The sequence below is a fragment of the Acinetobacter lactucae genome (assembly GCF_013122135.1).
Lineage (GTDB): Bacteria > Pseudomonadota > Gammaproteobacteria > Pseudomonadales > Moraxellaceae > Acinetobacter > Acinetobacter lactucae.
In genome coordinates, this window is record NZ_CP053391.1 from 1,691,120 (window position 1) to 1,716,010 (window position 24,891).

Consider the following 24,891-nt stretch of genomic DNA (forward strand, 5'->3'; position numbering starts at 1 on the left):
ATGTATGTTTTTTTTGGGTAAGTGTTCTTGCCTTTTATAGAACTTTCAATTAATTTCTTTTACACTACAATTTTCTCTAATTCTCCACTCTAATGCATTATCAATTAATTGAACTTAACGATGCTTCTGCGAATATTGAATGTCCTTTGTGCAAACACGCGATAATTAATTGGGCACAAGAACAATATCTTCAGCCATGTGAACATACTTTATTTATTGCTATGGATTTAGGATTCGAATTTATTGCTGATCGATTTGAAGAATGTATGAATCAGAATGTAGATGAGTTACACGAAGATCCGAATATGAATGTATTTGAAGCTTTAACGACAAGCGATTATGAAAATCTAACTATTTTGAAGTCTGATTTAGGCGTAGAAAATTTATTTCGCTATGTGGGGATAAGTGATCGTTAGAATTGAGAGTATAAAAAAGCCAATCGATTGATTGGCTTTTTTATTATTTACGCTTCTGGAGCTGCGCTGTATTGTTCAACTAATGGTTTTAATTCGCCATTTTGGAACATTTCAAGCATGATATCGCTACCGCCAATAAGTTCGCCGTTTACCCAAAGTTGCGGGAATGTAGGCCAGTTCGCAATTTTCGGTAAGATTGCACGAATATCAGGGTTTTCCAAAATATTTACATATGCAAATGGACGACCAATTTGACTGAGCGCCTCTACAGCACGTGCAGAGAAACCACATTGTGGAAACTGTGGAGTGCCTTTCATGTAAAGTAAAACGGGATGCTTCGCAATTTGATCGCGGATTAACGCTTCAGTATCACGTGCTTGTTCAGTCATAAAGAGATCCTCAACTAATCTAGCAGCATTATAGGGCGTGTTCACATCGCTTTGCAAACCACCTGATTACTTAAAGTTGCATTGAATATTCAATATTTTATTGTATAAACCGAAGTCATAGCAAAAAGAGGACGAAATTTTAGATAAATGCGTGATGAGACTTTTCATCAGAGCTAGTTTTTGCTTATATAAACCCTTCTTAAATCCTCATACAGACAGAGTTCGTCATGACTGATATTACCCTAGCTCCAATACAACCTGATCAACCATCACACTTAATGGCTACTTATGGTCGCCAAGCGATCAGTTTTGTACGAGGCCGAGGGGCATATCTATATACCGAAGATGGCACAGAGTATCTAGATGCTTTAACGGGTATCGCCGTATGTGGTTTAGGTCATGCACATCCAGTCATTGCAGAAGCAATTGCTGAACAAGCTGCAACACTTGTACATACGAGTAACTTATTTGAGATTCCTTGGCAAACGGCTGCTGCTCAGAAGCTTGCTGAAGTTTCAGGAATGGAAGAGATCTTCTTTTCAAACAGTGGCGCTGAGTCAAATGAAGGAGCAATTAAAATTGCTCGTAAATTTGGTACTCAACAAGGTGTAACTTCACCAAAGATTATTGTGGCAGAGCAATCATTTCATGGTCGTACTTTAGCAACACTTTCAGCCACTGGTAATAAGAAAGTACAAGATGGTTTTGCTCCTTTAACCAATGATTTTATTCGTGTGCCATTTGGTGATGTAGAAGCAATTCAAGAAGCTGCTTTGCAGCATCCCGATATTGTTGCGATTTTAATTGAACCTATTCAAGGTGAGGGTGGTATTAATACAGCGCCTCAAGGCTTTAGCTATCTTGAAGAAGTCCGCAACATATGTAATCAACATAACTGGCTCATGATGCTAGATGAAATCCAAACTGGTAATGGTCGTACCGGTAAGTATTTTGCTTATCAGCACACCAACATTGTGCCGGATGTTCTTACGACTGCGAAAGGCCTTGGTAATGGCTTTCCAGTAGGTGCTGTAATGACACAAGGTAAAGCTGTAGGTTTATTAGGACCTGGTAGCCATGGCTCTACTTACGGTGGAACTGTGTTAGGTTCTCGTGTGGTTTATACAGTAATTGATACAATCCAAAAAGAAAATGCTGTAGAAAATGCGGCAGTCGTTGGTGGTTATATTGTTGATCAGTTACGTGCTCAATTGGCAGATAAAAATGTACAAGTACGTGGCTTTGGGATGATGATTGGTATTCAATTGCCTAAAGACTGTGGTGAGCTCGTTGCAATTGCTCGTGATCAACATAAACTGATTATTAATGTTACAGCTGGTTCTGTAGTACGTTTATTACCACCAATTAACATGACTCAGGCACAGGCTGATGACTTACTAGAGCGTTTAATTGCTTTAATTAATAATTATCTTTAAGTTTTTAAATCAATAAAAAATGGGCATATAAATGCCCATTTTTTGTGTGAAAGAATTAACCAGAAATGTACTGTTTTAATTGTTCAATGAGGTTTTTCTGATCTTCCATTGCCGCTTTTACTAAGTCACCAATAGAGATAAATCCAACTAATTTTTCATTGTCTAATACTGGTAAGTGACGTAAGTGACGGTCTGTCATAAGTTGCAAACATTCTTCAACCGTATTATTTAGGCTTACCGTAAGTACTTTGGATGTCATAATTTCAGCAACTGTGGTGCTATATGATGAACGTTCCATGAGCGTTACTTTTCGTGTGTAGTCACGTTCAGATAAGATTCCGACAACTTTTTCACCTTCAGCTACGACGAGTGCACCAATTCCTTTATCAGCCATGATCTTAATTGCTTCAAGGACAGTGGCTTCTGGAGAAATTGTAAAAATATTTTGCTCTAATTTGTTCTTGATTACTTGTGCAACAATTGTCATTTCTTCTGTCCTGTGTTTTATCATTTTGATTTAAAGTAGCTCGATTTTATAAAAATGCAAAGACTGAATAGTCATTCAAATACAAGTTTTGTATTCAAGCGTTCAAAAAGCATTCTATATTGATCAATAGCTACCAAAAGAAAAAACCTTATGCTCCTTGCCAATGTGGATGTTTAAAAAAGAAATGCTGCATTTGCTGAGTAGATAGCTTTAATTTTCTATGTGATGAATTAAACAAAGCAGGAGTGACGTTAAGTCGAGTTAAGGTTGGTAACAAAGACTCATGGAAATCTTTAGGGGTAATTCTTCTTGGTTTATAATGCGGCCAATGTTCTTTTGCATAGCGATGTGCTTGTAAACCATTAAGCCAAAAAGGAAAAATAAAATCTTCCTGATCTGATTTAATAGCCCATCCTTGATGAAATAAACCCCAAAGAACGCCGCAGTACATCATAGTTCTTAAAATATAAATCTTAATCATCAAGTCTTTTGAAACCGGTTGTAGATTACTTAAACTTTTCATTGTGAATATAAAGGTTCCTAACTTATCTTGCTTATTATAGAAAAATCAGATGACATTTCAGTTTAAACAGGTATCAAATCGTAAACAAATATTCCAGCTATGAAATTATATTCCTCTACTTAAAGTGTCTAAATTTTTAAATTAATTAATAACTTTAGGTAATTACAGGCATAAAAAAAACGCCACCTGAGCAAGACAAAGCGACTAAAGCTTTGGCGAAGCGCAAGACAAACGAAGTGCGTAGTAAATTATATTTATAGAATGTTTTTACGGGCATAAAAAACGCCGCCTGAACCATGACTGAAGTGGAGAAATTAAGGCTTTAGATAAATTGATAACTTTGGGTTTTTTACAGGCATAAAAAAACGCCACCTAAGTGACGTTTTTTTATGCTTGCATTGTGGCTAACTTTTGCCAGTATTGTGCTTTAAGTGAGTCACGTTCGACACGGAAACCTTGATAATACAATTCTGCTAAAAACAAAGCAGCTTTACCATGCCCAGCGCGAGCAACTTCTTCTAACTGTGCAACTGCATCCTGAAAATTCATTTGAGAATGAATTGTGTTTACTGCAGTTGCGTATACATGTTCTAAATCATGATGAGAGATACGTTGAATCATAGAAAACTCCTTATTGTAATTATGATTACTTTTTCTAAAGGCCTCTGCCTTTAAATTAATTTAACTTAGTAATGTTAAACTAATATTACAAATTAATGGATTTGTCAACTATTGGTGCAAACCACTTTATTCACTATTAGGATACATGATTAAACATTATTCACAAATAATTTTGAGTAAAATCAATATGAGAATAAAAGACAAGGAGAATAAAATATGACAAATACAATCGACGGCTTTGTTTTTGATACTCCACCTAGAGAGGAACAAATCATTGAACTAGCCCATTATCATCGCAAACTATTAGATGAAGCGATCTTCCATCAAGAGATCCATTTAGGGGACTATTGTCTTGCTCAGCGCAAAAGAGTATTTGACTTTGCTCGGCACTTGGAACCTGCACAAAAAAACTGGTTTTATCAAGTCTATGATGGTGAATTGAGAAAAATTGCTGACGAAGACGAGTTGCATCCAGCGGATGCAGAAGAGGGACTAAGTATTTTTGCCATGTTTTTAGTCTTGGTGATTATTGCTGCAATTTTATACTTTTCTGTCATTCGTTCACTAATAAGCTAAGTATTATTATCCAGTAAGGTACGATTCTTGGCCTTACTGGATGTTTGATCTTGTGCTTATGAGTATTGAACCCTACACTACACTAATTCGAGGTAGGTCATGCTCATATTCAAACAAAATTTCCTTAAATTAAAGTCTGAGTTAAAAGTTGATCAATGTTTTAACCTATTTGTGGTTATTGTCATTGGTTGTATTTTTGTGCTGTCATATTTAGCATTACTTCGGCCTATTAGTCCCGAACAATATCAACGAATTATACAACTCTCACATCAGGCAACTTATCCTAGAACTCAAGATATGGCTGAGTTGCTTATAGCTCAATCAGAAATTCATAGAGCAGAGTATTTAAAATTAATGCATGCATATCAATTTGAAGGTGCTCATATTAGACAATATCCAGCACTAGCTCAGGAAGATACTCAGTAAACTAGTGAAATAGCCTAAATCTTGGTTTCCAAAGCTTTTTGAGCAGTATTGTGGCAGGAAAAATTTTGAATTTATGCTAAACTTTATCTTTTTAAACACGCTGCTTTTCAAGGAATCCGCATGGAGCAACAATCGAATATGCAAAATAAATTCTTGATAGATGCTGAGATCGGTGATGACGATGTCACATTACCTAATTTACCTGCTATCGATGTTCCCATCGCTGAATCTCCTGTTAAAACACAAGAAAGTATTGAAGCAGCCAAAGTTGAATTAGCTCCTTCAGAAACAGCGGCTGAGCAACCAAAAACTGGTTTTTTTGGCCGGATGAAAGAGGGTTTAACCAAAACTCGTCGTAATTTCGCTGATGGTATGGTCAATATCTTGATTGGCGGAAAGGAAATTGACGACGAATTATTGGAAGAAGTCGAAGAGCAATTACTCGTTGCAGATATTGGCGTTGAAGCAACAAAAACCATTATTACTAATTTAACGGAGCGTACAGCTCGTGGGGATTTGATCTATTCCCACTCTTTATATAAAGCGTTACAAGAAGAGTTGGTTGCTTTGTTGGCCCCACGTGTAAAACCTTTGCATATTGACCCTAATAAATCTCCTTATGTGATTTTGATGGTTGGGGTAAATGGAGTGGGTAAAACTACAACTATTGGTAAGTTGGCGAAACGTTTGCAAGGGGAAGGTAAAAAGGTGATGTTGGCGGCTGGTGATACCTTCCGTGCCGCAGCAACTGAACAATTACAGATCTGGGGTGAACGTAACGATATCTCAGTGGTAGCCCAAGGTCACGGAGCTGATAGTGCTTCTGTTATTTTTGATGCTATTGAAAGTGCGCGTGCTAAAGGAATTGACGTATTAATCGCAGATACGGCAGGTCGTTTACATAATAAGAGCAATTTAATGGAAGAGCTCAAAAAAGTTAAACGTGTTATGCAAAAAATCGATGCAACTGCGCCTCATGAAATTATGTTGGTGGTAGATGCCGGTACGGGACAAAACGCGATTAACCAAGTGCAAGAGTTTGATCAAGCTGTAGGTTTAACGGGCATTACCATTACGAAGTTGGATGGAACAGCGAAAGGTGGCGTATTGTTTAATATCGCAAGCCGTACCCATGTGCCAATTCGTTTTATTGGTGTTGGTGAAAAAATTGATGATTTAAGACCATTCTCGGCTAAGTCATTTGTTGCTGCACTGTTTGAAACTGATAAGTAAGTAGGTTTTTTTAACCTTAAAAGCTTCACTAAATCGTGAAGCTTTTTTATATCTATATCTTTTTTTATTGTTGCGAAAATAAAACGAACTGTCATATTTTTAATGCTGATTATAAAAAATGACTTTAATAAACTGTATTCATTCCCAAACAACGACCCTTGGTCAAATCAATAGGTAGGAAATAACAAAATGTCTACTTTCTTAGATAAAATTAAAAACCGTCGTACAATTTATGCAATTGGTAAAAACGTTGCATTAGATCGCACAAAAATTGAAGAAACTATCCGTGAAGCTGTTAAACATAGTCCTTCAGCTTTTAACTCACAATCTTCACGAGTAGTGACTCTATATGGTGAGTCACATGCTAAATTCTGGAATTTAGTTCGTGAAGCATTGCGTAAAATTGTTCCTGCAGATGCTTTTGCTGGTACAAATGCAAAAATTGATAGCTTTGTAGCTGGTGTTGGTACGGTTTTATTTTATGAAGACCAAGCTGTTGTTAAAAGCTTACAAGAGCAATTCGAATTATATGCAGACAATTTCCCAGTATGGTCTGAACACTCAAGTGCAATTGCTCAATTTGCAACTTGGACTGCGCTTTCAGAGCTTGGTTTAGGTGCATCTTTACAGCACTATAACCCAATTGTTGATGCAGAAGCAGCTGAAGCATTTGATGTTCCTGCAACTTGGAAATTACGTGCTCAATTAGTATTTGGTTCGGTTGAAGCACCAGCAGGTGAAAAAGCGTTTATTAATGATGCTGATCGTTTCAAAACTTTCAATTAATTTAATTGAAGTTAAAAAGAGCACCTATTTTAGGTGCTCTTTTTATGTTTTTGGAATTAATAGGAGGAATACATAAAGCGAAAATTTATGAAATTCAAATGTATATTTCAAAATAATAAATCAAGAAATTAGCCGATAATTGCATTGTCATAAAATAGTCACAATCATATTGCATATTGCTCATGATTTAATAGCTTATCAAACACAGAGAAAGAGACAGATGACTTTAAGATTAGGTGTTGCTGCAATTGGTTTATTACTCAGCGGTTCGGTATTTTCAGCAGTTACAATTACAGCACCAGAGGAAATTGTAATCCTTGCGGTGAATGGTCAGGAAGTCAACTCTGGGTTATTTCGTTCATCTAAAAATAATTATAAAGTCGATGCTGGTGAAACAAGCTTAAGTGTGCGCTACCAAGAATACTTTGAACATTTAAGTGGGGAGCATGACATTGTTAAATCTGGAGTAGTCACAATTCAAACTCCAGCACTCAAGGATGGGCAAATGTATAAGCTCGCAATGGTTAATGCACCAAAGCAATTTGAACAAGCTAAGAAATATGCTGAGCAACCCACAGTGGCTTTGTACAGTGCAAATAATGAATTAATCGTACAACAAACTGGTGCAAACAATGAGGCAAAACCATGGTTTGCAACAGGTTTATTAGGAAAAGTCACTGACTTTACGACTAAATCATCTAAATCGCAGCCTGAGGCAGTGTATGCCTCTGCTAAACCTACTTCTGCTCAGGTGGCTGTACCAGCTCCAACTTCTATGCCAGTAACGGGTGTAGCCCAAACGAATGATCAACGTTTAGTAGAAACATGGCAGAAAGCTTCTAAAGCTGAGCGTCAAAAATTTATGGCATGGTTAGCTGAACAATCGAATTAATTTAATATGAGTACCTATTAAATTAATCGAAATGAAAAAAGACCTCAGATGAGGTCTTTTTGATTTAGGTTAGAAACCAGATGTAATAACCTAAAAGCATGAGAGGCCAAGCCACCCATGGGCTAAATAGCCATTTCCATAACCAGAAGTTGGGTACGAAACCCACTCCGTAAATAAAGCCACCAGAAATACCAATCATCACCAGCATAAGCTGGCTATGATTGTAGTGTCCATTAGCATCAAGCATGAGTGAAGGGTAAACCAACAAAATTGCAGCAAGAGGCAATGCCAACAGAAAAGAAAGGGCCATTGCAAATGCTTGTGCTTTTCGATGATTTGATGCTGTCATTGCTTTTGCCATCATTTATTCCTCATCTAGATTTTGATGATGTTCGATATACAGCGCACTAAGTACACCTGCAAAACATGCCATCAAAATGCCTAGGATCCATGCGAAATACCACATAGTCTTCTCCTTAATACAAGCTATGCGAGTTTGACTCGATATGTTTGTTAGTGATGACTCCCCACATTTTGTAATAAGACCAGCTGGTATAGATCAAAATAAGAGGAACAAAGATGCAGGCAGCAACCGTCATAACGCCTAAAGTAAGGTGACTTGATACAGCATCCCACATTGTCAAACTAGAATTAGGATTGATACTAGATGGAAGTAGGAAGGGGAATAAGGCAAAACCGGCAGTTAAAATTGCTCCTACAATCATTAAACTTGTACCAGCAAAACTTAAGCCCGCTTTTGCTTTTGAAGATGCAAAAATTGCAATGATCGCGCCTAATATGGCAAGAACAGGGGCAACTTTAGTCACTGGATAGGTGCTGTAATTGTTCATCCAACCTGGATTGTTATTGGTAATCACTTCTTTAGCTAAAGGGTTAAGCGCAGCATTTGGGTCTATAGCAACAGCATAGCTATAACCTGGAACTTGCCCGAAATACAGCCATGCTCCAATTACAAGGAAACAAATTAAAAATATAATCGCCATAATTTGAGTGGCTTTGGCAGAGCGCTGTTTTAAAGTTTCATCAGTACGGAGCATGAGCCATGCACCGCCATGTGCACAAAGCATAGACAGACTTACCACACCGCAAACTAAAGCAAACGGGTTAAGAAGGGCAAAAAAGCTGCCTGTATATTCAGAGCGTAATGTACTATCTAAACTAAAAGGAATACCTAAAAACAAATTACCGAAGGCTACACCAAACACAAGTGCGGGAACAGCACCGCCGATGCACAGACCCCAGTCCCAAGAGTTACGCCATTTAGTATTTTCAAGTTTAGAACGATAATCGAAACCTACTGGTCTTAGGAAAAGTGCAAATAGAACTAACAAGAGTGCCCAGTACATTCCTGAGAAAGCGACTGAGTAAACCATTGGCCATGCAGCGAATAGTGCACCTCCCGCCGTAATAAACCAGACCTGATTACCATCCCAGTGTGGGGCAATCGTATTGATTGCGGCACGGCGTTCGCTATCAGTTTTTCCAACGAAAGGCATGAGAGCCATAGAACCCATATCAAAGCCATCAGTAAGAGCGAAGCCTATTAGCAATACGCCAACTAACACCCACCAAATGATTTTTAATAATTCATATTCAATCATGATAAGGCCTCCCCATTAACAGCTGCTTTTGGTTCTTGCTTTTCAAAATGATATTTGCCAGTGTGTAGAGAGCTTGGTCCTAAGCGAGCAAATTTGATCATTAAATACATTTCAATAATCAAAAGAGCGGTATAGAACGCTGCTAGCGCAATAATCGAACCCCATACGTCACCAGTACTTAAACTAGAAGTAGAGAGATGGGTTGGTAAAATCTCACCAATAGACCATGGTTGACGACCACCTTCAGCTACATACCAACCAGTTTGTGCAGCAATCCAAGGAAGCGGTAGAGCAAACAATGCATATTTAAGTAACCAAGGTTTATTTTCAGCATTTCTTTTTGCTACGGCCCACGTTGCTAAAACGAAAAGTAAGAGCATTAAGAAACCTGAGGCAACCATTGCACGGAAAGAGAAAAATAGTGCTGTAACATTTGGAACAGTATCTTTTACAGCTGCTTTAATATTTTGCTCGCTTGCATCAACTACATTTGGTGCATATTTCTTAAGAAGAAGGCCATAACCTAAATCTTTTTGATTTTTTTCAAAAGAAGCCAATAACTCTGGTGAACGATCACCTGCACGTAATTTTTCAAGTTCAGCATAGGCAAGCATACCGTTGCGAATACGAACTTCGTGCTGTTGCATGAGATCTTTTAGACCAGTAACTTCTTTGGTTGTTGACCGAGTTGCAATTAGACCTAATGCATATGGAATTTTAACTGCGTAATCTGTCCGCATTTCTTCATGGTTTGGTACACCAAATAAAGTAAACGGAGCAGGAGCAGGGTGAGTATCCCATTCGGCTTCGATCGCAGCGAGTTTAGTTTTTTGAACATCGCCTAGCTCATAGCCAGATTCATCACCTAACAAAATCACAGAAAGTGTAGAGGCAAGACCGAAAATGGCAGCAATTGCAAATGAACGACGTGCGAAAGGAAGATCACGTTTTTTAAGTAAGTAATAACTTGAGATGGCAAGTACAAAAACTGCACCAGTTACATAACCTGCAGAAACGGTATGTACGAATTTCACCTGAGCCACAGGGTTAAAGATAAGCGCGCCGAAATCAACTAATTCCATACGCATTGTTTCAAAGTTAAATGCAGCACCTACTGGGTTTTGCATCCATCCATTAGCTACTAAAATCCAAAGCGCTGACATGTTAGAACCTAGAGCGACTAACCACGTTACGCCTAGATGCTGAACCTTACTTAAACGATCCCATCCGAAGAAGAATAAACCAATAAATGTAGACTCAAGAAAGAATGCCATAAGGCCTTCAATTGCTAATGGAGCACCAAAAATATCACCTACATAGTGTGAGTAATAAGCCCAGTTTGTTCCAAATTGGAACTCCATTGTTAAGCCAGTTGTTACCCCTAAAGCAAAGTTAATACCAAATAATTTTCCCCAAAATTTAGTCATATCCTTATAAATTTCTTTACCAGAAATGACATAAGTGGTTTCCATGATGGCAAGAATAAATGCCAAGCCTAGAGTTAAAGGGACGAAAAGAAAGTGATACATTGCGGTCATCGCAAATTGAAACCGCGAAAGATCAACCACGCTTTCAGAAATCATCAACGTGTCTCCTTAATGTGGGAAATGTTATCGCCAGCAATATGCTCGGCGACCTGATTGTCAAAATTTTTGGGGATGGTGGGAGCATCAAACCAAATATGTTTGATCGTTAAGAGGAGCACTATTTTTATTATTAGAATAATAGTGATTTCTTTAACTAAACGACCATTAAGATTCTTAAAATTAAGGCTCATAAATTAAACCTCATTTGATATTAATTTTATTATTAATCAAAATATAATAAAAATAAACATTAAATATATTTTAAATGAATATTTAAATAATTAATTTATGTAAAACAAATACTTGGTATTTTAAAATAAATACTATACTAAAATAGTTTGAATTGATTATTAAATCCTACTAAAACACTTGTAAATAAATTTTTTAAGTTGATTAAAATAGTTTGTTTTTAAATAATACCAACTAAAATGGTTTTATATAATATTTATAAATTTTATTTCAAACTAAATTGGTCGGAATAATAAATAATTAATTAAAAAGAAAATAATAAAATATAGGCGTAATAAAGCCAGTAAAAAGCAATAAGAAAATAGAGGGTTGATTAAAAGTTAATCAGGTGCAAAAAGATCGTTTGATACAGAAATTTTCTTGGCTACATAATGGCTTTTATGCACTCTGACAAGAATCACCTGAGAGTATAATTCGAGTTCGCCGTATTCTGGTTCGACTTGAACGTAGTGGAGCTGGCCAAATTCATCACGGACACGGGCTTGGGCAGAAAATCCAGGTCGAGCATTACCGCTGGAAATCGTCGCTAATCGCCCTAAAAGATTATAGTTGGTATGAGTAAGCTTTGGTTTAATTACTTGGTCTAGGCAGTGAATCATGAACACAGTAAAAAAGATGGCGATCACAAGAGCGGGGACAATTAAATAAAACGGTGAAATAAAATAATGCTGGATTGCAAAAAAAGAGAGCTGTAAAAAATAACCTGCAAAACTAAAATTGATAAGTAAAAAAACGAAAATTAAGGCTTTAGAAAATTTAACGTTAAGTAGTGGTGAGTTAGAAAGCCAAACAGGCGCAATTTTTTTGAGTAATTGACTTGGACGAAGTCCAATATACATACCAATGGTTTCTACCACGCTGAGTAATATCAAAGCCACTACACTTAAGTGAAATGGCATAAGATAATAATTGAAAAAGAAATCAGCCATGGCAGAAACTCTAATGTTGATCACTTCAGTCTACGATGTAGATACCGCCATCTGAATGTACTTTAATCTCAACTTTATTTAAAAAATCACCTAAACATGGTCCGGAAATACATTCACCTGTTTCCACGGTAAATAAAGCACCATGAGTAGAACATTGGATGTATTCTTGATCTTGGTCAAGAAATTGATTTTCTAAATACTCAAGCTCAGTTTGCAAATGAGGGCATAAATTCTGATAAGCATAGAATGCGCCGTCACGTTGCGTAATGAAAATAGTAGTTCCTTGTAAAGTGTCAAAAGCTCTAGCTTCACGCTCAGGAACTTCTTCCGTCATACAGATCCTTTCCATTTCAAGCACATTCCTTCTGAAAATTTTCAAGAAGTTTAGCATAATCATTAATCGCTAAACGTGGGCCAAATTGGGAAACAACTTCACTTGAAATTAACACGGCTAACTGTGCAGCAGCATTCAAATCTTGATGATGGTTTAGGGCATAAAGGAATGCGCCTGCAAATGCATCGCCAGCACCATTGGTATCAACTGCTTCTACATGACGACCTGCAACATGGAAATGTTGAGTAGAGTTAGAGACTAAAGCACCTTTAGCACTTTGTGTAATGACTACTGTATGATTTTTAAAACGTAATTGAGCAAGAGCGTCTTCTACAGTTTTTGTATTGGTATACATTAAGGCTTCTTGTTCATTACAAAATAATAAATCTACGCCATCATCCATAAGTTCTTCTAAGCCATCGCGAGCGTATTGCACCATCGCAGGATCTGAAAGAGATAAAGCAATCTTAACACCATTTGCTTTGGCAATTTCTCTGGCTTGCTTTACAGCTTTACGCGCTGTTTCACTTGTAGAAAGATAACCTTCAATATAAAGCCATTTTGCTGTTTTTAATGGTTCAAAATCGATTTGATCTTGAGAAAGTTCAGCAGTGATACCTAAATAGGTATGCATTGTGCGTTCAGAGTCAGGACTAATGAGTACCATGCAAGTACCTGTCACGCCTTCACTAATCGATTTTGGAGTCGTCTGGATCCCAGCTTCATTTAGACCTTGTAGATAAATTGAACCTAAATCATCATTACCAACACGGCAACCATAAAAAGCACTTCCGCCTAATGCACTAAAGGCCACAGTTGTGTTTGCCGCTGAACCGCCACTCGCTTGACCTTTGTAGTCTTGGTGTTGTCTTAACTCTGCATAAAGAGCAGATTGGGTGTCACAATCGGACAACTGCATTGTGCCTTTTTGCAAGCCTTGCTGACTAAGAAAATCATCAGACACTTTAAATTCTTGGTCGATTAATGCATTACCAATTGCAAAAAGATCTACAGTTGCCATATGTGTTGTCACAAAATAAAAAAATCAGGTAGCTAAGTTTACACCATTGCTTGGATTTGCTGTAGTTTGTTGAATAAAATTCAGTTAAATCAAAAATTAGGGGAGAAATATTGTTGTTAGAAGATTCTTTAGATCAGTGAGATAAACTTGATAAGCTTTTTTATTCAATATCTATCTCATACATAGAATTAAAAGCTTTTGTTCTGTTAGGATAAAACATCGATAGCTATATGCTTGATATCAAAGCCGTGCTAACGAAAACTAATACTCAACAAAAACATAGTGTTTTACTTGGCTTTTGTTCGCCAATCTCAAGCTGACTCAGGCTATAATGAGACTTATTCACTTATCCGATATGTTAGGAGATCACATGACTGTAGATGTCACTGAAACCATTTCTCAAACTGTTCACCCTGCGTTTCAGTTGCTACGTCAGCACCATGTAGAAGCATTAGATATTTTAGTGTCTGAATATAAGCATAAAGTCACAGGTGCGGTGCATTATCACTTGGCAACTGATTATGATGAAAATGTATTTCTTGTTGCTTTTAGAACACAGCCTATGGACTCTAAAGGCACGGCACATATTTTAGAACATACGGCTTTGTGTGGATCTGAAAAGTTTCCGGTACGTGATCCATTCTTTTTAATGATTCGTCGTTCTTTAAATACTTTTATGAACGCGTTTACAGCAGCAGATTGGACTGCATATCCATTTGCTACTCAAAACAAAAAAGATTTCCAAAACTTACTTTCTGTTTATCTTGATGCGGCATTTGCTGCCAATTTGAATCCACTTGATTTTGCTCAAGAAGGTATTCGTATTGAACTTGAAAATGGCCAACCTGTTTATAAAGGTGTTGTTTTTAATGAAATGAAAGGTGCGATGAGTGCGCCGTCTGACCAGCTTTATCATCAGTTGGCTCATCATTTATTCCCTGAAACAACCTATCATTACAACTCAGGTGGTGACCCGAAAGATATTCCTGATTTAACGTATGAGCAGTTAGTCGATTTTTATAAAGTACATTACCACCCAAGTAATGCTGTATTCATGACCTTTGGTAATCAAACCGCATATGAGCTGCAAGAGCAATTTGAAAAACTAGCTCTACATAAGTTTTCTGCGGGTACAACTTTATATTCTAAGCCTGAAAAACGTTTAGCAGCGCCAATTGAAGTGACAGAAAACTATGGTGTTGATAGCGATGATTTAAAAGATAAAACTTATCATGTTCTATCTTGGTTATTGCCAGAAGCAAATGATATTAAATTGCGTTTAGGAATGCGTTTAGTTGAAGGGATTTTGTTAGAAAATTCGGCTTCTCCACTACGTCATTACTTAGAAACTTGTGGTTATGCTCAATCTACAGGTCCATTGATGGGCGTAGACGATAGTAATTTTGAAATGACTTTCTATTGTGGCGTTCAAGGTTCAAATCCTGAACATGCTCAAAGTTTTAGAGATGGTGTTTTAAATATTCTGCGTGATGTTGCTGCAAAACCAATTGATAGTAATTTAGTTGATGCAATTTTGCATCAAATCGAGTTACATCAACGTGAAATTAATGGTGATGGTACACCATATGGTTTAAGTCTAATTTTAAATGGTTTAAGCGGTGCAATTCATCATAATGATCCAATTCAAATTTGGGACGTTGACAGCGCAATTGCACAGGTTAAAGAAGAGTTGAAGGACCCAATGTGGTTATCAAATCTGATTCAAACACATTTGCTCGACAACCCACATCGTGTGCAGATGACTCTAGTTCCAGACCCAACTAAGTCTGTAAAAGAGCAAGAAGCAGAAAAAGCACGTTTAGCTGCTATTGGTGAAAAGTTAACAGATGCTGATAAGGCTGAAATTATCGCTAATACCAAGGCCCTAGAGGAACGTCAAGATACTCCTGATAATCTTGAGTTATTGCCAAAAGTAGGCTTGGAAGATGTACCTGCTGACTTGCATATCGTGCAAGGTCAGTTACGCGAAATTATTTGTAATCGTATGGATACACCGTTGAACTTGTACCATGCGGGTACTAATGGCATTTACTATCAACAAGTACTCATTCAGATTCCTGAAGATATTGTGAAGTCGCCTTATTTCAATTTGCTTTCTATTTTGATGGGTGAAGTTGGTGCAGGTGAGTATGACTATCTTGAACTGCAAAACTTACAAACGGCTGTAAGTGGTGGTTTGGGAATGGGTGCTTCATTACGTAGTAAAGTTGACGATAAAGATAAAATTAGTGCTTGGTTAACTTTAACGACTAAATCGTTGACTCAGAAATTTGATGCAATTCATCTATTAAAATTAGCATTTGAACAGCTTCGCTTTGATGAGAAAGAACGAATTATCGAGTTACTGCAGCAACGTAAAACACGTTGGCAATCTCGTTTATCTGGATCAGGTCATAGCTATGCGATGCAGATTGCATCTCGTAATATGAGTGCCTTGGCTCAACGTGACTATCAAAACACGGGTTTAGGTGCATTGAACTGGTTGGGTGAGCTTGTTGCTAAAATTACTCAAGATGATGCTGCTTATGACGAATTAATTGCAGAATTAAAGCGTATTCATAGCAAATTATTGCAAGCACCTAAACAGTTCTTACTTGTGTGTGAAGAACATCAATCTGAACGTTTGGTTGAAGAAATCCAGAATGTTTGGGATAAATTGAATGTTGATATAGCTACAACTGAGTTAACTCAAGTAGAACAAGCTAATGATAATAATCATGAGGCGTGGTTAATTCAGGCAAATGTCCAATTCTGTGCGTCTGCATATCAAGCGGTAGAAGTGTCGCATCCAGATGCGGCTCCATTAATGGTATTGGCAGCTTATTTACGTAATGGATTCTTGCACAGTGCTATCCGTGAAAAAGGTGGTGCTTATGGTGGCGGTGCTAGTTATGATGGAAATGCATGTTCATTCCGTTTCTTTAGCTACCGTGACCCACGTTTAGCAGAGACTTTTAAAGACTTTGAAGCAAGTGTGCAATGGTTATTAAATACAGAGCAACAACCTCATCAGCTTGAAGAAGCGATTCTTGGTTTAGTAGCAAGTATGGATAAACCAGGTTCTCCAGCCGGGGAAGCGATTACAGCATGTTATGCATTGTTGCATGCGAGAACACCAGCTTTCCGCCGTACTTTGCGTGAAAGATTGTTGCATGTAACATTAGGCGATTTACAGCGCGTTGCTCGTCAATATTTAGTAGAGCAAACACCTGTAAAAGCTGTAGTTGCACCATTTGCGAAACGCGATGAATTGCAACAGTTAGGTTTCACCATTCAACAAGTTAATTAAAATAAAAATTGGAGATGAACATGGCGTTCAGACAATTTGAACGCACATCTTTACAGCTAAGCATGGGAATCGTGCTTAGCTGTTTATGTGCGTCTGTAACATATGCTGATACCTTAGCACCTGCAAACCCTGCCACAGTTGATGCATGTGTTGCTCTTACTTCGAATGCTGATCGTCTGGCTTGTTACGACTCTGTATTTAAACCAGCAGCTTTACCAGTTATTCAAACAGCAGCAGTGCCTGAACCTGTTAAAAAAATTGATCAGCCTGCTGTGCAACCTGAAACATTTAAAGAGAAGGTTGTAGACACGGTAAGTAATATCAAACTTATTGGGAAAGCGCCTAAACTTGAAACGACGACTTCTTTACTTGATCAACGTTGGGAGTTGTCTGAAGAAAGTAAATTAGGTGCTTGGAATATTCGGGCTTATCAACCAGTCTATTTGCTACCTGTATTCTGGACCAGCGACAAAAATGAATTACCTACTAGCCCAAATCCAAACAACGTAGAACATACAGCTCAAAATCTAAAATCAACCGAAAGTAAATTTCAGATTTCTTTTAAAACCAAAGCTTGGGAAAATATTTTTGGAAATAATGGAGATTTATGGGTAGGGTATACGCAATCTTCACGTTGGCAGACATTCAATGCTGAAGAATCTCGCCCTTTCCGTGAAACCAACTATGAGCCAGAAGCAAGTTTGATGTTTAGAACGAACTATGAATTGCTAGGTTTAGATGGGCGTTTGCTTGGGGTGACCTTAAATCATCAGTCAAATGGTCGCTCAGATCCATTATCCCGTAGCTGGAACCGTGTAATTTTTAACGTTGGATTAGAACGAGGTAACTTTGCGTTAATGCTTCGTCCGTGGGTGCGCATTGAAGAAGATAGTAAAGATGATAATAATCCGGATATGGAAGATTACATCGGTCGTGGTGATTTAACAGCGTTTTATAAGTGGAAGCAGAATGACTTCTCTTTAATGCTGCGTCATTCATTGAAAGGTGGTAATGATTCTCATGGTGCTGTGCAATTTGATTGGGCTTTTCCAATCAGTGGCAAGTTGCGTGGACATTTCCAGTTGTTTAACGGTTATGGTGAAAGCTTGATTGATTATAACCATCGAGCAACTTATGCAGGTTTGGGTGTATCACTGTTGAATTGGTACTAAAACGTTATAAAAAAGCCGCTTTGAAAAGCGGCTTTTTTATTATCCAATTTGAATGTTGGCTTGAGGGTGTTTGAGTCGACTCTTTTTAGGAGTAGCAATTAAATAGGCTAGTGTTAAAGGTCCAAGTCGTCCAGCAAACATGAGTAGACTTAAAATGAATAAACTACCATTGTGTAAATCTGGTGTGATTCCACGAGACAGACCCACGGTACACGCTGCTGAAACAACTTCAAAAAGTAAATTCATAAAATCTGCTTTAGGCTCTAAAAGCAAAAGAATAAAGAAGCCCATGAAGATGAGGATGCTCGTAATAGCAGTTACCGCTAATGCTTTATAGGTCGTTTCATGAGATACAGAATGATTAAATATTCTAATTTCATCTGTACGGCGTAAAAATGAAATTACACTCAGCACTAAAATGACAAAGGTTCCAACTTTGATTCCACCCGCTGTACTCAGTGAACCCCCACCAATAAACATCAGTAACATCATCAGTAAAGAGCTACTGTTGGTCATTGCACCCGTATCAATGGTATTAAACCCTGAAGATCGAGGAACTGTTGCTTGAAACCAAGCATTTAATGCTTGTTCACCTGAGTTTAACATCCCTAAAGTTGCAGGATTTTGAGCTTCTAAAGCCCATATTAAAATAAAGGCAACTAGGTTAATAATAGTAATCGTTGTCAGAATAAGCTTGCTATTGGGAGTTAGTTTTTTCCATTTTTTGTTTTGTTTAATATCCATGAGAACTAAAAAACCAAGGCCACCTAAAGTGTAAAGTATGCTAATGGTTATACAAATAATATAGTTACTTTGGAAATTCATTAAACTATTGGAAAATAATGAAAAACCTGCATTATTAAATGAGGAGATACTGTAAAAAACCGCATAATATAAACCACGAGCAAATCCATATGTTGGTGCAAAAGCAGCGGTAAGAATAACTGTACCAATCAGCTCAAAAATAAGGGTGTAGGTGACAACTCCTTTAGCAACAAAAGTAACTTTTGATAGGCTTGTTTGTCCGAGACTATCTTGAGCCATCATTTGCTGTTTAAGACCAACTTTGGGAGATAAACTTAATGCAGCCAATATCGCAAAAGTCATAAAACCCAAACCGCCAGATTGAATCAACAATAAAATAATAGTTTGCCCAAAGAGGGTAAAAGATTCATGAATATTTAAAACAGATAGACCAGTAATTGTAACTGCTGAGGTGGCTGTAAAAAGCGCATCCATCCAGCTGACATTGCCTGTATTCGCAAATGGCAATTTAAGCAATAAAGTACCAAAAGTAATAAAGCCTAAGAACCCTAGCGCTAAAAGTGAAGGAGGGCTTAAATTTAATGTTTTATGAGGCTTGGGATATATAGACATATTCTAGAGTTCGTTTTCTTATATAAAGCAATTAGAAAGTTTCTTTAACTGCGAGAGATGGCCTTCTAAAATAAGAATATCATGTGTTTGCAAAGTAAAATTTTCTTCAGTTTCAAACAAAATCTGCTGTTGTCTTTTTACGAGCAATGTTTTGACCTGAGGAGCTTGCTGCATAATGCCATATAAATTAATGCCGTTAAGTTTATCTGGGATTTCAATTTTTATAATGTAATGGTCGTCTTCTAAAGACATATAGCGACTTACCATCGGATAATTCAGGGCTTGAGCAACTCTTACCCCCATATCTTCTTCAGGATGAATAATTTTATTGATATTGAGATGTGACAAAATGGTGTGATGAGCTTTGGTTTTTGCTTTTACCCAAATTTTATCAATTCCCAAATTTTTTAAATTCAGCACACACAAAATACTGGCTTCAATATCTTCACCAATTGCCACTACAACTGCGTCACAATTTTGGATATTCAATTCGTCAAGCACATGTTCGTCGGTAGCATCAGCAATGACGGCATGAGTTAAAACATCGGCAAGATTCTCGACATTCTTTTTTACCGTATCGATGCCAATAACATCATGATTTAATTTTGAGAGCTCTTGAGCAACTGTTGCTCCAAAACTACCTAAGCCAATGACTGCGAACTGTGCCATGTTGGTCCTTTTTTCCGAGTTAGATCATTATTTTTAAGGATATTTTCTTTAAGATAAAGAGAGGCAATGTAAAGATGATAGAAATATAAAAGAATTGTATAAAAAAGCCGACAACTTTGTCGGCCTCTTCATCAAAATTAAAGATTATTTCAAGAAGCGTTTATAACCGACATTATTAGTAATTTCTGCATATGGATAATTAATCTGCTCAAGCGTTTCAATCAATCCATCAGGGTTTTGTTTCGCATCGGTTGCTTGTAAGCCAACTAAAACACGTCCTTCTGCTGCACCATGATTACGGTAATGGAAGAGGGTAATGTTGTGCGTTGGACCAAGACGAGTTAAGAATGTTAAGAGCGCACCCGGACGTTCAGGGAACTCAACACGGAACAATCTTTCATCATCTAGATTTGCATGACCACCAATTAAATAACGAATATGTAATTTGGCAACTTCATCGTCAGAAAGGTCATCTACAATGTAATCTTGCTGTTTTAATTGTTCCAAAATTTCATGGCGCTCTGCATCTCCACCTTTCAAACTAATACCGACGAATACTTGTGCTTCCTCTGTATTGTTTGCTCGGTAGTTAAACTCAGTGATATTACGACCTTGTAAAGCACGGCAGAAGCCTAAGAATGCACCTTTTTCTTCAGATAGGGTAACCGCGTAAATCGCTTCGCGTTGCTCACCTAACTCGGTACGCTCAGCAATATAACGTAGGCGGTCAAAATTCATATTGGCGCCACAAACAATCGACACCATATTTTTATTGCTGATTTTGTGTTCGTGAATATATTTTTTAATACCCGCTAAAGCCATTGCTCCAGAAGGTTCAACAATGCTGCGGTTTTCATCAAATGTGTCTTTAATTGCTGCACAGATTTCATCTGTATTCACAGTCACAATATCAGGATCAACAATCGGACCTGAGTTATCAGATTTTCGCAAACGAATAATATCAAATGGTAAAGCACCAATTTGTGCAACCGCTGTACCATCTGCAAATAAACCTACATGTGGCAAAATTACACGTTCATTTGCTTCTAAGGCTGCTTTTAAACAAGCAGACTCTTCATATTCAACGCCAATCACTTTTACGTGTGGTGCAACTTCTCCAAGGTAAGCTGCTACGCCTGAAATAAGGCCACCACCACCTACGGCAACAAACACATATTCTACATCACGCCATTGACGTAATATTTCATTGGCTATTGTGCCTTGACCTGCAATGACAAGTTCATCGTCATAAGGCGGAATAAATACAAGACCTTCAACTTCAGCACGTTGTTGAGCATATTTATTTGCGATATCAAAGCTATCGCCATGTAACACAACTTGACCACCTAAACGTTTAACTGCCTGAACTTTAATATCAGGGGTTGTGCTTGGCATAACGATAATTGCAGGAATTCCTAGTCTTTGACCTGACAATGCAACGCCTTGAGCATGATTGCCTGCAGAGGCGCAAATCACCCCACGTTCAAGTTGTTCTTTAGGTAATTGACTAATACGGTTATAGGCACCACGTAATTTAAAAGAAAAAACGGGTTGTAAATCTTCACGCTTAAAACGAATTGTATTATTTAATTTTTGACTAATTCGTGGAGCTGCTTCGAGAGGTGTTTCAATTGCAACATCATAAACCGTTGCTTGTAAAATTTGTCGTACCACACGAGACAGCATGTTCATCTTCCCTATAACAGTTTAAAATAGGAAATTATTGTAGCAAACCCTTGTGCATTTGCGCCGTTTATTGGTGCATAAATGTCAAAAAATAGTTGAGTGATGTCATGAGTCTATATGCAACCCAAGATGAAAAGAAACAAGCTGCTGCGAAAGCTGCTTTAAAACACTTACCCAAAGGTGGCATTTTGGGGGTTGGGACTGGAAGTACCGTAAATTTTCTAATTGATTTATTACCTGAATTACAATTAGAAGCAGCTGTGGCAAGTTCTCAAGCAACTGCTGATCGTCTTAAAAAGCTTGGTATTGAAGTTGTAGACATGAATCATGTGGGTAGCCTAGATGCCTATGTTGATGGTGCAGATGAGATCGACCGTCATATGCATATGATTAAAGGTGGTGGTGCTGCATTAACACGTGAAAAAATCGTGGCATCAATTGCTAAAAAGTTTGTGTGTATTGTTGATGATTCCAAATGGGTTGATCAACTTGGGCGTGATTTCCCATTACCAGTGGAAGTTATTCCGATGGCGCGTTCGGCTGTAGCTCGTAAATTGGTAAGTTTAGGTGGTGACCCAGTTTATCGTGAAGGTGTAGTTACAGATAACGGTAATGTTATTTTAGATGTTTTCAATCTCAATATCTTAAATGCTATTGAGCTCGAAAAAACAATTAACAATATTCCTGGTGTAGTAACTAACGGTATCTTTGCCTTAAATCCAGCAACGATTGCAATTGTTGCAACAAATAATGGTATTGAAGAGCGTACAGCACAGTAATGTCTGCAAAAATGCCAGAGATTAAAATCGTTCGACACGTAAGAGCAAGAAAATTGCGCTTACGTGTTGAGCCTGCTTCAATCCGCCTTACGGTTCCTTTATTTTGTAGTAAGAGGCAAATTCAGCATTTTTTAGCCCAATCTGAACAATGGTTAACCGAAACGTGGAATAAACAACAAAACGTCCAATCGGCATCCATTGATATTCCTTCAGAAATTTATTTTTTTAATAAAGAACAGCTATTTCAAGTGATTGTTCACAAACAGCATCGTGTTTTTCAATTTGATTGGGAAAGTCGTCGATTATTTATTAAAGACACACAGCCATATTTGGCATTGCAAAGTGCAGTTATTGCCTATGCGAAGCAGGAATTACCCGAGCTTTTAAAAGAGTTAAGTGAGAAGACTCATTTAAATTATAGGGAGTGTACAATTCGCCGCCCGAAAACTCGGTGGGGAAGTTGTAGTAGCCAACATAATATTATGCTACATGCAGGGCTGGTACTCATGTCACATGAAATTGCTCGCTATGTGGCTATTCATGAGTTGGCGCATACCAAACATTTTGACCATAGTCCTGCATTTTGGGCAGAAGTTGAAAAATATGATCCAAATTTTCAAAAACACCGCAGACAACTTAAATCAAATCCATTGCCTGCATGGTGGTATGTTTCAGCTTAACTAAAACTACATTCTAGTTGAGGTGTTTGTAAGTTATCGGGTGCTTTCCGACTATCTAAACCTGCTTTAGCACTCATAATCTTATTTGCTTTAATAGATAATTGTATGAAGTTGTATTGTTGCGTCGAGTTATTTGGTTCGGCTGAACTTGAATTGAGTAAATAACTTGAGCTGGCAGCATCTGTTTGCAATAAATTATCGGTACTATCAGCACTTAGAGCAGTGCGATAAATTTGAGAACCTTTACTTAAGTCGATTTGACCGTTCGCACGGAAATTAAGCTGACATCCATTTGAAGTTTCTTCATAGTGACCAATCAAATAGTCTGTAGCAGGTAGGTTTGGATCTGATAGGTTGATGCTGGTTAGGCCTTGTTTGCATGGGTAGGTTGACCCATTACAAGTCGCTGTAGTGGTAAATCCAACAGCTCTACGATAATCTCCAGCACCATCAATACGAATAAAGGTCGTTGAATTTACGGTAGGAACAACACCTGTATATTGTTTCTTTTGCAGAAGTTCATAGCCCGTTTGATCTAAAGACTGCTGGGAATTGGCTGTAGCTAATTGCAAAGTAGATGCTTTTAGGTTGGTTCCAAAGTAATCGCGCGTTACTTTTTGATTGGCAGCAATATCTAACAATGTATTTTTTGCTGGATCAATATTATCAGGAGCAGGGGTGAAAATAGGGGTGAAGGATGTTTGATCGCCATGAAGTTTTTTACCATCTAAAAAGCCATCTTTTAAATCAGTTGCTAAACTTTTAACGAGTTCTTGGTAGGTGCTTGCTTCACCATGAATTGCTGACCAATATTGTAAATAGCCAAAGCTAAGGTAGCTATCTACATATGTACTAGGTTGTTTGGTTGAATACTGCTGTAAATTTAAAATTGTTAATGGATTAGCTGGGCTTAAACTAGGAATAGCGGCGTCTTTAAATGCATTCATTAATGATTTGTAGACATCTTGAGAAGCTAAGTCCACATGTAATTGCTCAATACGAGTTGGGTCGATTGTCTCTTGAGGGAGTTGTCCCGAACGTATGACAGCTCGTTGGTACACCGCTTCACTACTTGGGCTAATGAATTGGGTTCTGCTACTTACCGTATTTGGTGTAATAAATGCATGATAAATACCTGATAAATTTTGGTACTGCGAAGTAAGTGGGTCAAACACTTGAGATGAGCTTTGAGTTGTAATTTCTACGCGATATAAACGATTCAATTTTGCAGTAGGAATTTTGACATTAAAGCTGTTTAAACTTGTAATTGAAGTATCCAACAAAACAGCGTTATTGGTGTTGTCATATACTTTAAGTTGGATATTACGCATTTCTACAGGGGTTTTTAAAGTAACATCAGTTGTTGCTTCAGGTATAGGGTCAACAGGCGTTGGTGTAGTTGGTGAACTGCCTCCACTACTACCTCCACCTCCACAACCAGTAAGGGCCACACTTAAAATTAATGTGCTAAAGCCAAGGTACGTGCGTAATTTTGTTTCTTTTGATTGTTGAAGCATCCTAGCTCTCCAAAAATTAATCTGGTATTTATTTGCTGATATTTATGTGGTTATGACAGTCCAATAAGTACTATCTAATTGTCGCTAAAATTAAAAAATTAAAATTACCAAGCATGAAATGGTTTTGTAAGCTTGGACATCCTGTCATACTACTGCCCAAGTATAGATTCAAAAA

General features: G+C 37.6%; 27 protein-coding genes. 11 read left to right on the forward strand and 16 right to left on the reverse strand.

Features of this window, described 5'->3' with window-relative positions:
- The first annotated feature begins 92 nt into the window (after window positions 1-92).
- Window positions 93-416 (forward strand): hypothetical protein, encoded by a 324-nt coding sequence (locus HLV59_RS07840; protein ID WP_062849443.1) that lies wholly within the window; start codon window positions 93-95, stop codon window positions 414-416.
- Window positions 417-463: 47 nt separating this feature from the next.
- Here the strand turns inward: HLV59_RS07840 and grxD are convergent, their stop codons facing one another.
- The gene (gene grxD / locus HLV59_RS07845) at window positions 464-805 is read right to left on the reverse strand and encodes a Grx4 family monothiol glutaredoxin (protein WP_016145530.1); all 342 of its coding nucleotides are present in this window, start codon (window positions 803-805) and stop codon (window positions 464-466) included.
- Window positions 806-1,032: 227 nt separating this feature from the next.
- Between grxD and HLV59_RS07850 the strand changes: the two genes are divergently transcribed.
- A complete protein-coding gene (locus HLV59_RS07850; protein WP_062849442.1) occupies window positions 1,033-2,241 on the forward strand; it encodes an aspartate aminotransferase family protein in 1,209 nt (402 codons plus the stop codon).
- Between the two features lie 55 nt (window positions 2,242-2,296).
- Here HLV59_RS07850 and HLV59_RS07855 read toward each other — a convergent pair whose 3' ends face one another.
- From HLV59_RS07855 to HLV59_RS07865, 3 genes are all read right to left on the reverse strand, one after another.
- Window positions 2,297-2,728: a CBS domain-containing protein gene (locus HLV59_RS07855; protein WP_031948532.1), complete on the reverse strand. Its 432-nt coding sequence runs from the start codon at window positions 2,726-2,728 to the stop codon at window positions 2,297-2,299.
- Window positions 2,729-2,876: 148 nt separating this feature from the next.
- On the reverse strand, window positions 2,877-3,251 hold the full coding sequence (locus tag HLV59_RS07860; RefSeq protein WP_057105154.1) for a DUF2750 domain-containing protein: 375 nt from the start codon (window positions 3,249-3,251) through the stop codon (window positions 2,877-2,879).
- 387 nt (window positions 3,252-3,638) lie between these two features.
- Window positions 3,639-3,872 carry an SEL1-like repeat protein gene (locus HLV59_RS07865; protein ID WP_002121063.1) on the reverse strand — a complete coding sequence of 78 codons (234 nt, stop codon included), beginning with the start codon at window positions 3,870-3,872 and terminating at the stop codon, window positions 3,639-3,641.
- A 216-nt stretch (window positions 3,873-4,088) separates the two neighbouring features.
- Here HLV59_RS07865 and HLV59_RS07870 point away from each other — a divergent pair, with 216 nt between their 5' ends.
- The 5 genes from HLV59_RS07870 to HLV59_RS07890 all read left to right on the forward strand — a co-directional run bounded on the left by HLV59_RS07870 (window position 4,089) and on the right by HLV59_RS07890 (window position 7,785).
- Window positions 4,089-4,448: a hypothetical protein gene (locus HLV59_RS07870; protein WP_002120892.1), complete on the forward strand. Its 360-nt coding sequence runs from the start codon at window positions 4,089-4,091 to the stop codon at window positions 4,446-4,448.
- A 99-nt stretch (window positions 4,449-4,547) separates the two neighbouring features.
- Window positions 4,548-4,874 carry a hypothetical protein gene (locus HLV59_RS07875; RefSeq protein ID WP_057105153.1) on the forward strand — a complete coding sequence of 109 codons (327 nt, stop codon included), beginning with the start codon at window positions 4,548-4,550 and terminating at the stop codon, window positions 4,872-4,874.
- 120 nt (window positions 4,875-4,994) lie between these two features.
- Window positions 4,995-6,107, forward strand: coding sequence for a signal recognition particle-docking protein FtsY (gene ftsY, locus HLV59_RS07880; protein WP_171429686.1), 1,113 nt, complete (start codon window positions 4,995-4,997; stop codon window positions 6,105-6,107).
- Window positions 6,108-6,296: 189 nt separating this feature from the next.
- On the forward strand, window positions 6,297-6,893 hold the full coding sequence (locus HLV59_RS07885; protein WP_171429687.1) for a nitroreductase family protein: 597 nt from the start codon (window positions 6,297-6,299) through the stop codon (window positions 6,891-6,893).
- Between the two features lie 220 nt (window positions 6,894-7,113).
- Window positions 7,114-7,785 (forward strand): YccT family protein, encoded by a 672-nt coding sequence (locus HLV59_RS07890; protein ID WP_081173570.1) that lies wholly within the window; start codon window positions 7,114-7,116, stop codon window positions 7,783-7,785.
- 64 nt (window positions 7,786-7,849) lie between these two features.
- Here HLV59_RS07890 and HLV59_RS07895 read toward each other — a convergent pair whose 3' ends face one another.
- From HLV59_RS07895 to HLV59_RS07930, 8 genes are all read right to left on the reverse strand, one after another.
- Entirely contained in the window at window positions 7,850-8,149 is a 300-nt protein-coding gene (locus HLV59_RS07895) for a cyd operon YbgE family protein (protein WP_004791954.1), read from the reverse strand.
- Window positions 8,150-8,251, reverse strand: coding sequence for a cytochrome bd-I oxidase subunit CydX (gene cydX, locus HLV59_RS07900; RefSeq protein ID WP_000270276.1), 102 nt, complete (start codon window positions 8,249-8,251; stop codon window positions 8,150-8,152). It lies immediately after the preceding gene.
- Between the two features lie 10 nt (window positions 8,252-8,261).
- Window positions 8,262-9,407 (reverse strand): cytochrome d ubiquinol oxidase subunit II, encoded by a 1,146-nt coding sequence (cydB, locus tag HLV59_RS07905; protein WP_171429688.1) that lies wholly within the window; start codon window positions 9,405-9,407, stop codon window positions 8,262-8,264.
- Window positions 9,404-10,990 (reverse strand): cytochrome ubiquinol oxidase subunit I, encoded by a 1,587-nt coding sequence (locus HLV59_RS07910; protein WP_016145517.1) that lies wholly within the window; start codon window positions 10,988-10,990, stop codon window positions 9,404-9,406. The genes cydB and HLV59_RS07910 overlap by 4 nt, the downstream gene beginning before the upstream one ends.
- Window positions 10,990-11,184, reverse strand: a complete 195-nt coding sequence (gene cydP, locus HLV59_RS07915) for a cytochrome oxidase putative small subunit CydP (RefSeq protein WP_005073962.1) — start codon at window positions 11,182-11,184, stop codon at window positions 10,990-10,992. Before cydP ends, HLV59_RS07910 begins: the two co-directional genes overlap by 1 nt.
- Window positions 11,185-11,562: 378 nt before the next feature.
- Entirely contained in the window at window positions 11,563-12,171 is a 609-nt protein-coding gene (locus tag HLV59_RS07920; RefSeq protein WP_031948524.1) for an OB-fold-containig protein, read from the reverse strand.
- Between the two features lie 25 nt (window positions 12,172-12,196).
- On the reverse strand, window positions 12,197-12,505 hold the full coding sequence (locus HLV59_RS07925; protein ID WP_002121079.1) for a Rieske (2Fe-2S) protein: 309 nt from the start codon (window positions 12,503-12,505) through the stop codon (window positions 12,197-12,199).
- 16 nt (window positions 12,506-12,521) lie between these two features.
- The gene (locus tag HLV59_RS07930) at window positions 12,522-13,526 is read right to left on the reverse strand and encodes an adenosine kinase (RefSeq protein WP_171429689.1); all 1,005 of its coding nucleotides are present in this window, start codon (window positions 13,524-13,526) and stop codon (window positions 12,522-12,524) included.
- A 370-nt stretch (window positions 13,527-13,896) separates the two neighbouring features.
- On the opposite strand from HLV59_RS07930, the gene HLV59_RS07935 reads away from it, so the two are divergent.
- The gene (locus HLV59_RS07935; RefSeq protein ID WP_171429690.1) at window positions 13,897-16,836 is read left to right on the forward strand and encodes an insulinase family protein; all 2,940 of its coding nucleotides are present in this window, start codon (window positions 13,897-13,899) and stop codon (window positions 16,834-16,836) included.
- Window positions 16,837-16,856: 20 nt separating this feature from the next.
- Window positions 16,857-18,008: a phospholipase A gene (locus HLV59_RS07940; RefSeq protein WP_151748160.1), complete on the forward strand. Its 1,152-nt coding sequence runs from the start codon at window positions 16,857-16,859 to the stop codon at window positions 18,006-18,008.
- 39 nt (window positions 18,009-18,047) lie between these two features.
- Here the strand turns inward: HLV59_RS07940 and HLV59_RS07945 are convergent, their stop codons facing one another.
- The 3 genes from HLV59_RS07945 to ilvA form a co-directional block, all read right to left on the reverse strand.
- Entirely contained in the window at window positions 18,048-19,385 is a 1,338-nt protein-coding gene (locus HLV59_RS07945; protein ID WP_171429691.1) for a TrkH family potassium uptake protein, read from the reverse strand.
- An 18-nt stretch (window positions 19,386-19,403) separates the two neighbouring features.
- A complete protein-coding gene (locus HLV59_RS07950; protein WP_057106394.1) occupies window positions 19,404-20,054 on the reverse strand; it encodes a potassium channel family protein in 651 nt (216 codons plus the stop codon).
- Between the two features lie 144 nt (window positions 20,055-20,198).
- Window positions 20,199-21,746 carry a threonine ammonia-lyase, biosynthetic gene (gene ilvA / locus HLV59_RS07955; RefSeq protein ID WP_171429692.1) on the reverse strand — a complete coding sequence of 516 codons (1,548 nt, stop codon included), beginning with the start codon at window positions 21,744-21,746 and terminating at the stop codon, window positions 20,199-20,201.
- Between the two features lie 101 nt (window positions 21,747-21,847).
- On the opposite strand from ilvA, the gene rpiA reads away from it, so the two are divergent.
- Together rpiA and HLV59_RS07965 are read left to right on the forward strand one after the other, a co-directional pair.
- Window positions 21,848-22,519, forward strand: coding sequence for a ribose-5-phosphate isomerase RpiA (rpiA, locus tag HLV59_RS07960; protein ID WP_002046900.1), 672 nt, complete (start codon window positions 21,848-21,850; stop codon window positions 22,517-22,519).
- Window positions 22,519-23,199, forward strand: coding sequence for a YgjP family zinc-dependent metalloprotease (locus tag HLV59_RS07965; RefSeq protein ID WP_171429693.1), 681 nt, complete (start codon window positions 22,519-22,521; stop codon window positions 23,197-23,199). The genes rpiA and HLV59_RS07965 overlap by 1 nt, the downstream gene beginning before the upstream one ends.
- Here HLV59_RS07965 and HLV59_RS07970 read toward each other — a convergent pair.
- Window positions 23,196-24,716, reverse strand: a complete 1,521-nt coding sequence (locus HLV59_RS07970; RefSeq protein WP_171429694.1) for a hypothetical protein — start codon at window positions 24,714-24,716, stop codon at window positions 23,196-23,198. The two genes, HLV59_RS07965 and HLV59_RS07970, sit on opposite strands and share 4 nt — an antisense overlap.
- Window positions 24,717-24,891 lie beyond the last annotated feature (175 nt).

Bases quoted from the DNA above. Each gene is read 5' to 3' on its own strand.
- HLV59_RS07930 (WP_171429689.1), bottom strand. From the start codon at position 13,526: ATGGCAACTGTAGATCTTTTTGCAATTGGTAATGCATTAATCGACCAA.
- HLV59_RS07965 (WP_171429693.1), top strand. From the start codon at position 22,519: ATGTCTGCAAAAATGCCAGAGATTAAAATCGTTCGACACGTAAGAGCA.
- HLV59_RS07855 (WP_031948532.1), bottom strand. From the start codon at position 2,728: ATGACAATTGTTGCACAAGTAATCAAGAACAAATTAGAGCAAAATATT.
- ilvA (WP_171429692.1), bottom strand. From the start codon at position 21,746: ATGAACATGCTGTCTCGTGTGGTACGACAAATTTTACAAGCAACGGTT.
- HLV59_RS07890 (WP_081173570.1), top strand. From the start codon at position 7,114: ATGACTTTAAGATTAGGTGTTGCTGCAATTGGTTTATTACTCAGCGGT.
- cydP (WP_005073962.1), bottom strand. From the start codon at position 11,184: ATGAGCCTTAATTTTAAGAATCTTAATGGTCGTTTAGTTAAAGAAATC.
- ftsY (WP_171429686.1), top strand. From the start codon at position 4,995: ATGGAGCAACAATCGAATATGCAAAATAAATTCTTGATAGATGCTGAG.
- cydB (WP_171429688.1), bottom strand. From the start codon at position 9,407: ATGATTGAATATGAATTATTAAAAATCATTTGGTGGGTGTTAGTTGGC.
- HLV59_RS07910 (WP_016145517.1), bottom strand. From the start codon at position 10,990: ATGATTTCTGAAAGCGTGGTTGATCTTTCGCGGTTTCAATTTGCGATG.
- HLV59_RS07945 (WP_171429691.1), bottom strand. From the start codon at position 19,385: ATGTCTATATATCCCAAGCCTCATAAAACATTAAATTTAAGCCCTCCT.
- grxD (WP_016145530.1), bottom strand. From the start codon at position 805: ATGACTGAACAAGCACGTGATACTGAAGCGTTAATCCGCGATCAAATT.
- HLV59_RS07840 (WP_062849443.1), top strand. From the start codon at position 93: ATGCATTATCAATTAATTGAACTTAACGATGCTTCTGCGAATATTGAA.
- HLV59_RS07860 (WP_057105154.1), bottom strand. From the start codon at position 3,251: ATGAAAAGTTTAAGTAATCTACAACCGGTTTCAAAAGACTTGATGATT.
- HLV59_RS07850 (WP_062849442.1), top strand. From the start codon at position 1,033: ATGACTGATATTACCCTAGCTCCAATACAACCTGATCAACCATCACAC.
- HLV59_RS07935 (WP_171429690.1), top strand. From the start codon at position 13,897: ATGACTGTAGATGTCACTGAAACCATTTCTCAAACTGTTCACCCTGCG.
- HLV59_RS07865 (WP_002121063.1), bottom strand. From the start codon at position 3,872: ATGATTCAACGTATCTCTCATCATGATTTAGAACATGTATACGCAACT.
- HLV59_RS07875 (WP_057105153.1), top strand. From the start codon at position 4,548: ATGCTCATATTCAAACAAAATTTCCTTAAATTAAAGTCTGAGTTAAAA.
- rpiA (WP_002046900.1), top strand. From the start codon at position 21,848: ATGAGTCTATATGCAACCCAAGATGAAAAGAAACAAGCTGCTGCGAAA.
- HLV59_RS07940 (WP_151748160.1), top strand. From the start codon at position 16,857: ATGGCGTTCAGACAATTTGAACGCACATCTTTACAGCTAAGCATGGGA.
- HLV59_RS07895 (WP_004791954.1), bottom strand. From the start codon at position 8,149: ATGATGGCAAAAGCAATGACAGCATCAAATCATCGAAAAGCACAAGCA.
- HLV59_RS07970 (WP_171429694.1), bottom strand. From the start codon at position 24,716: ATGCTTCAACAATCAAAAGAAACAAAATTACGCACGTACCTTGGCTTT.
- cydX (WP_000270276.1), bottom strand. From the start codon at position 8,251: ATGTGGTATTTCGCATGGATCCTAGGCATTTTGATGGCATGTTTTGCA.
- HLV59_RS07885 (WP_171429687.1), top strand. From the start codon at position 6,297: ATGTCTACTTTCTTAGATAAAATTAAAAACCGTCGTACAATTTATGCA.
- HLV59_RS07870 (WP_002120892.1), top strand. From the start codon at position 4,089: ATGACAAATACAATCGACGGCTTTGTTTTTGATACTCCACCTAGAGAG.
- HLV59_RS07950 (WP_057106394.1), bottom strand. From the start codon at position 20,054: ATGGCACAGTTCGCAGTCATTGGCTTAGGTAGTTTTGGAGCAACAGTT.
- HLV59_RS07925 (WP_002121079.1), bottom strand. From the start codon at position 12,505: ATGACGGAAGAAGTTCCTGAGCGTGAAGCTAGAGCTTTTGACACTTTA.
- HLV59_RS07920 (WP_031948524.1), bottom strand. From the start codon at position 12,171: ATGGCTGATTTCTTTTTCAATTATTATCTTATGCCATTTCACTTAAGT.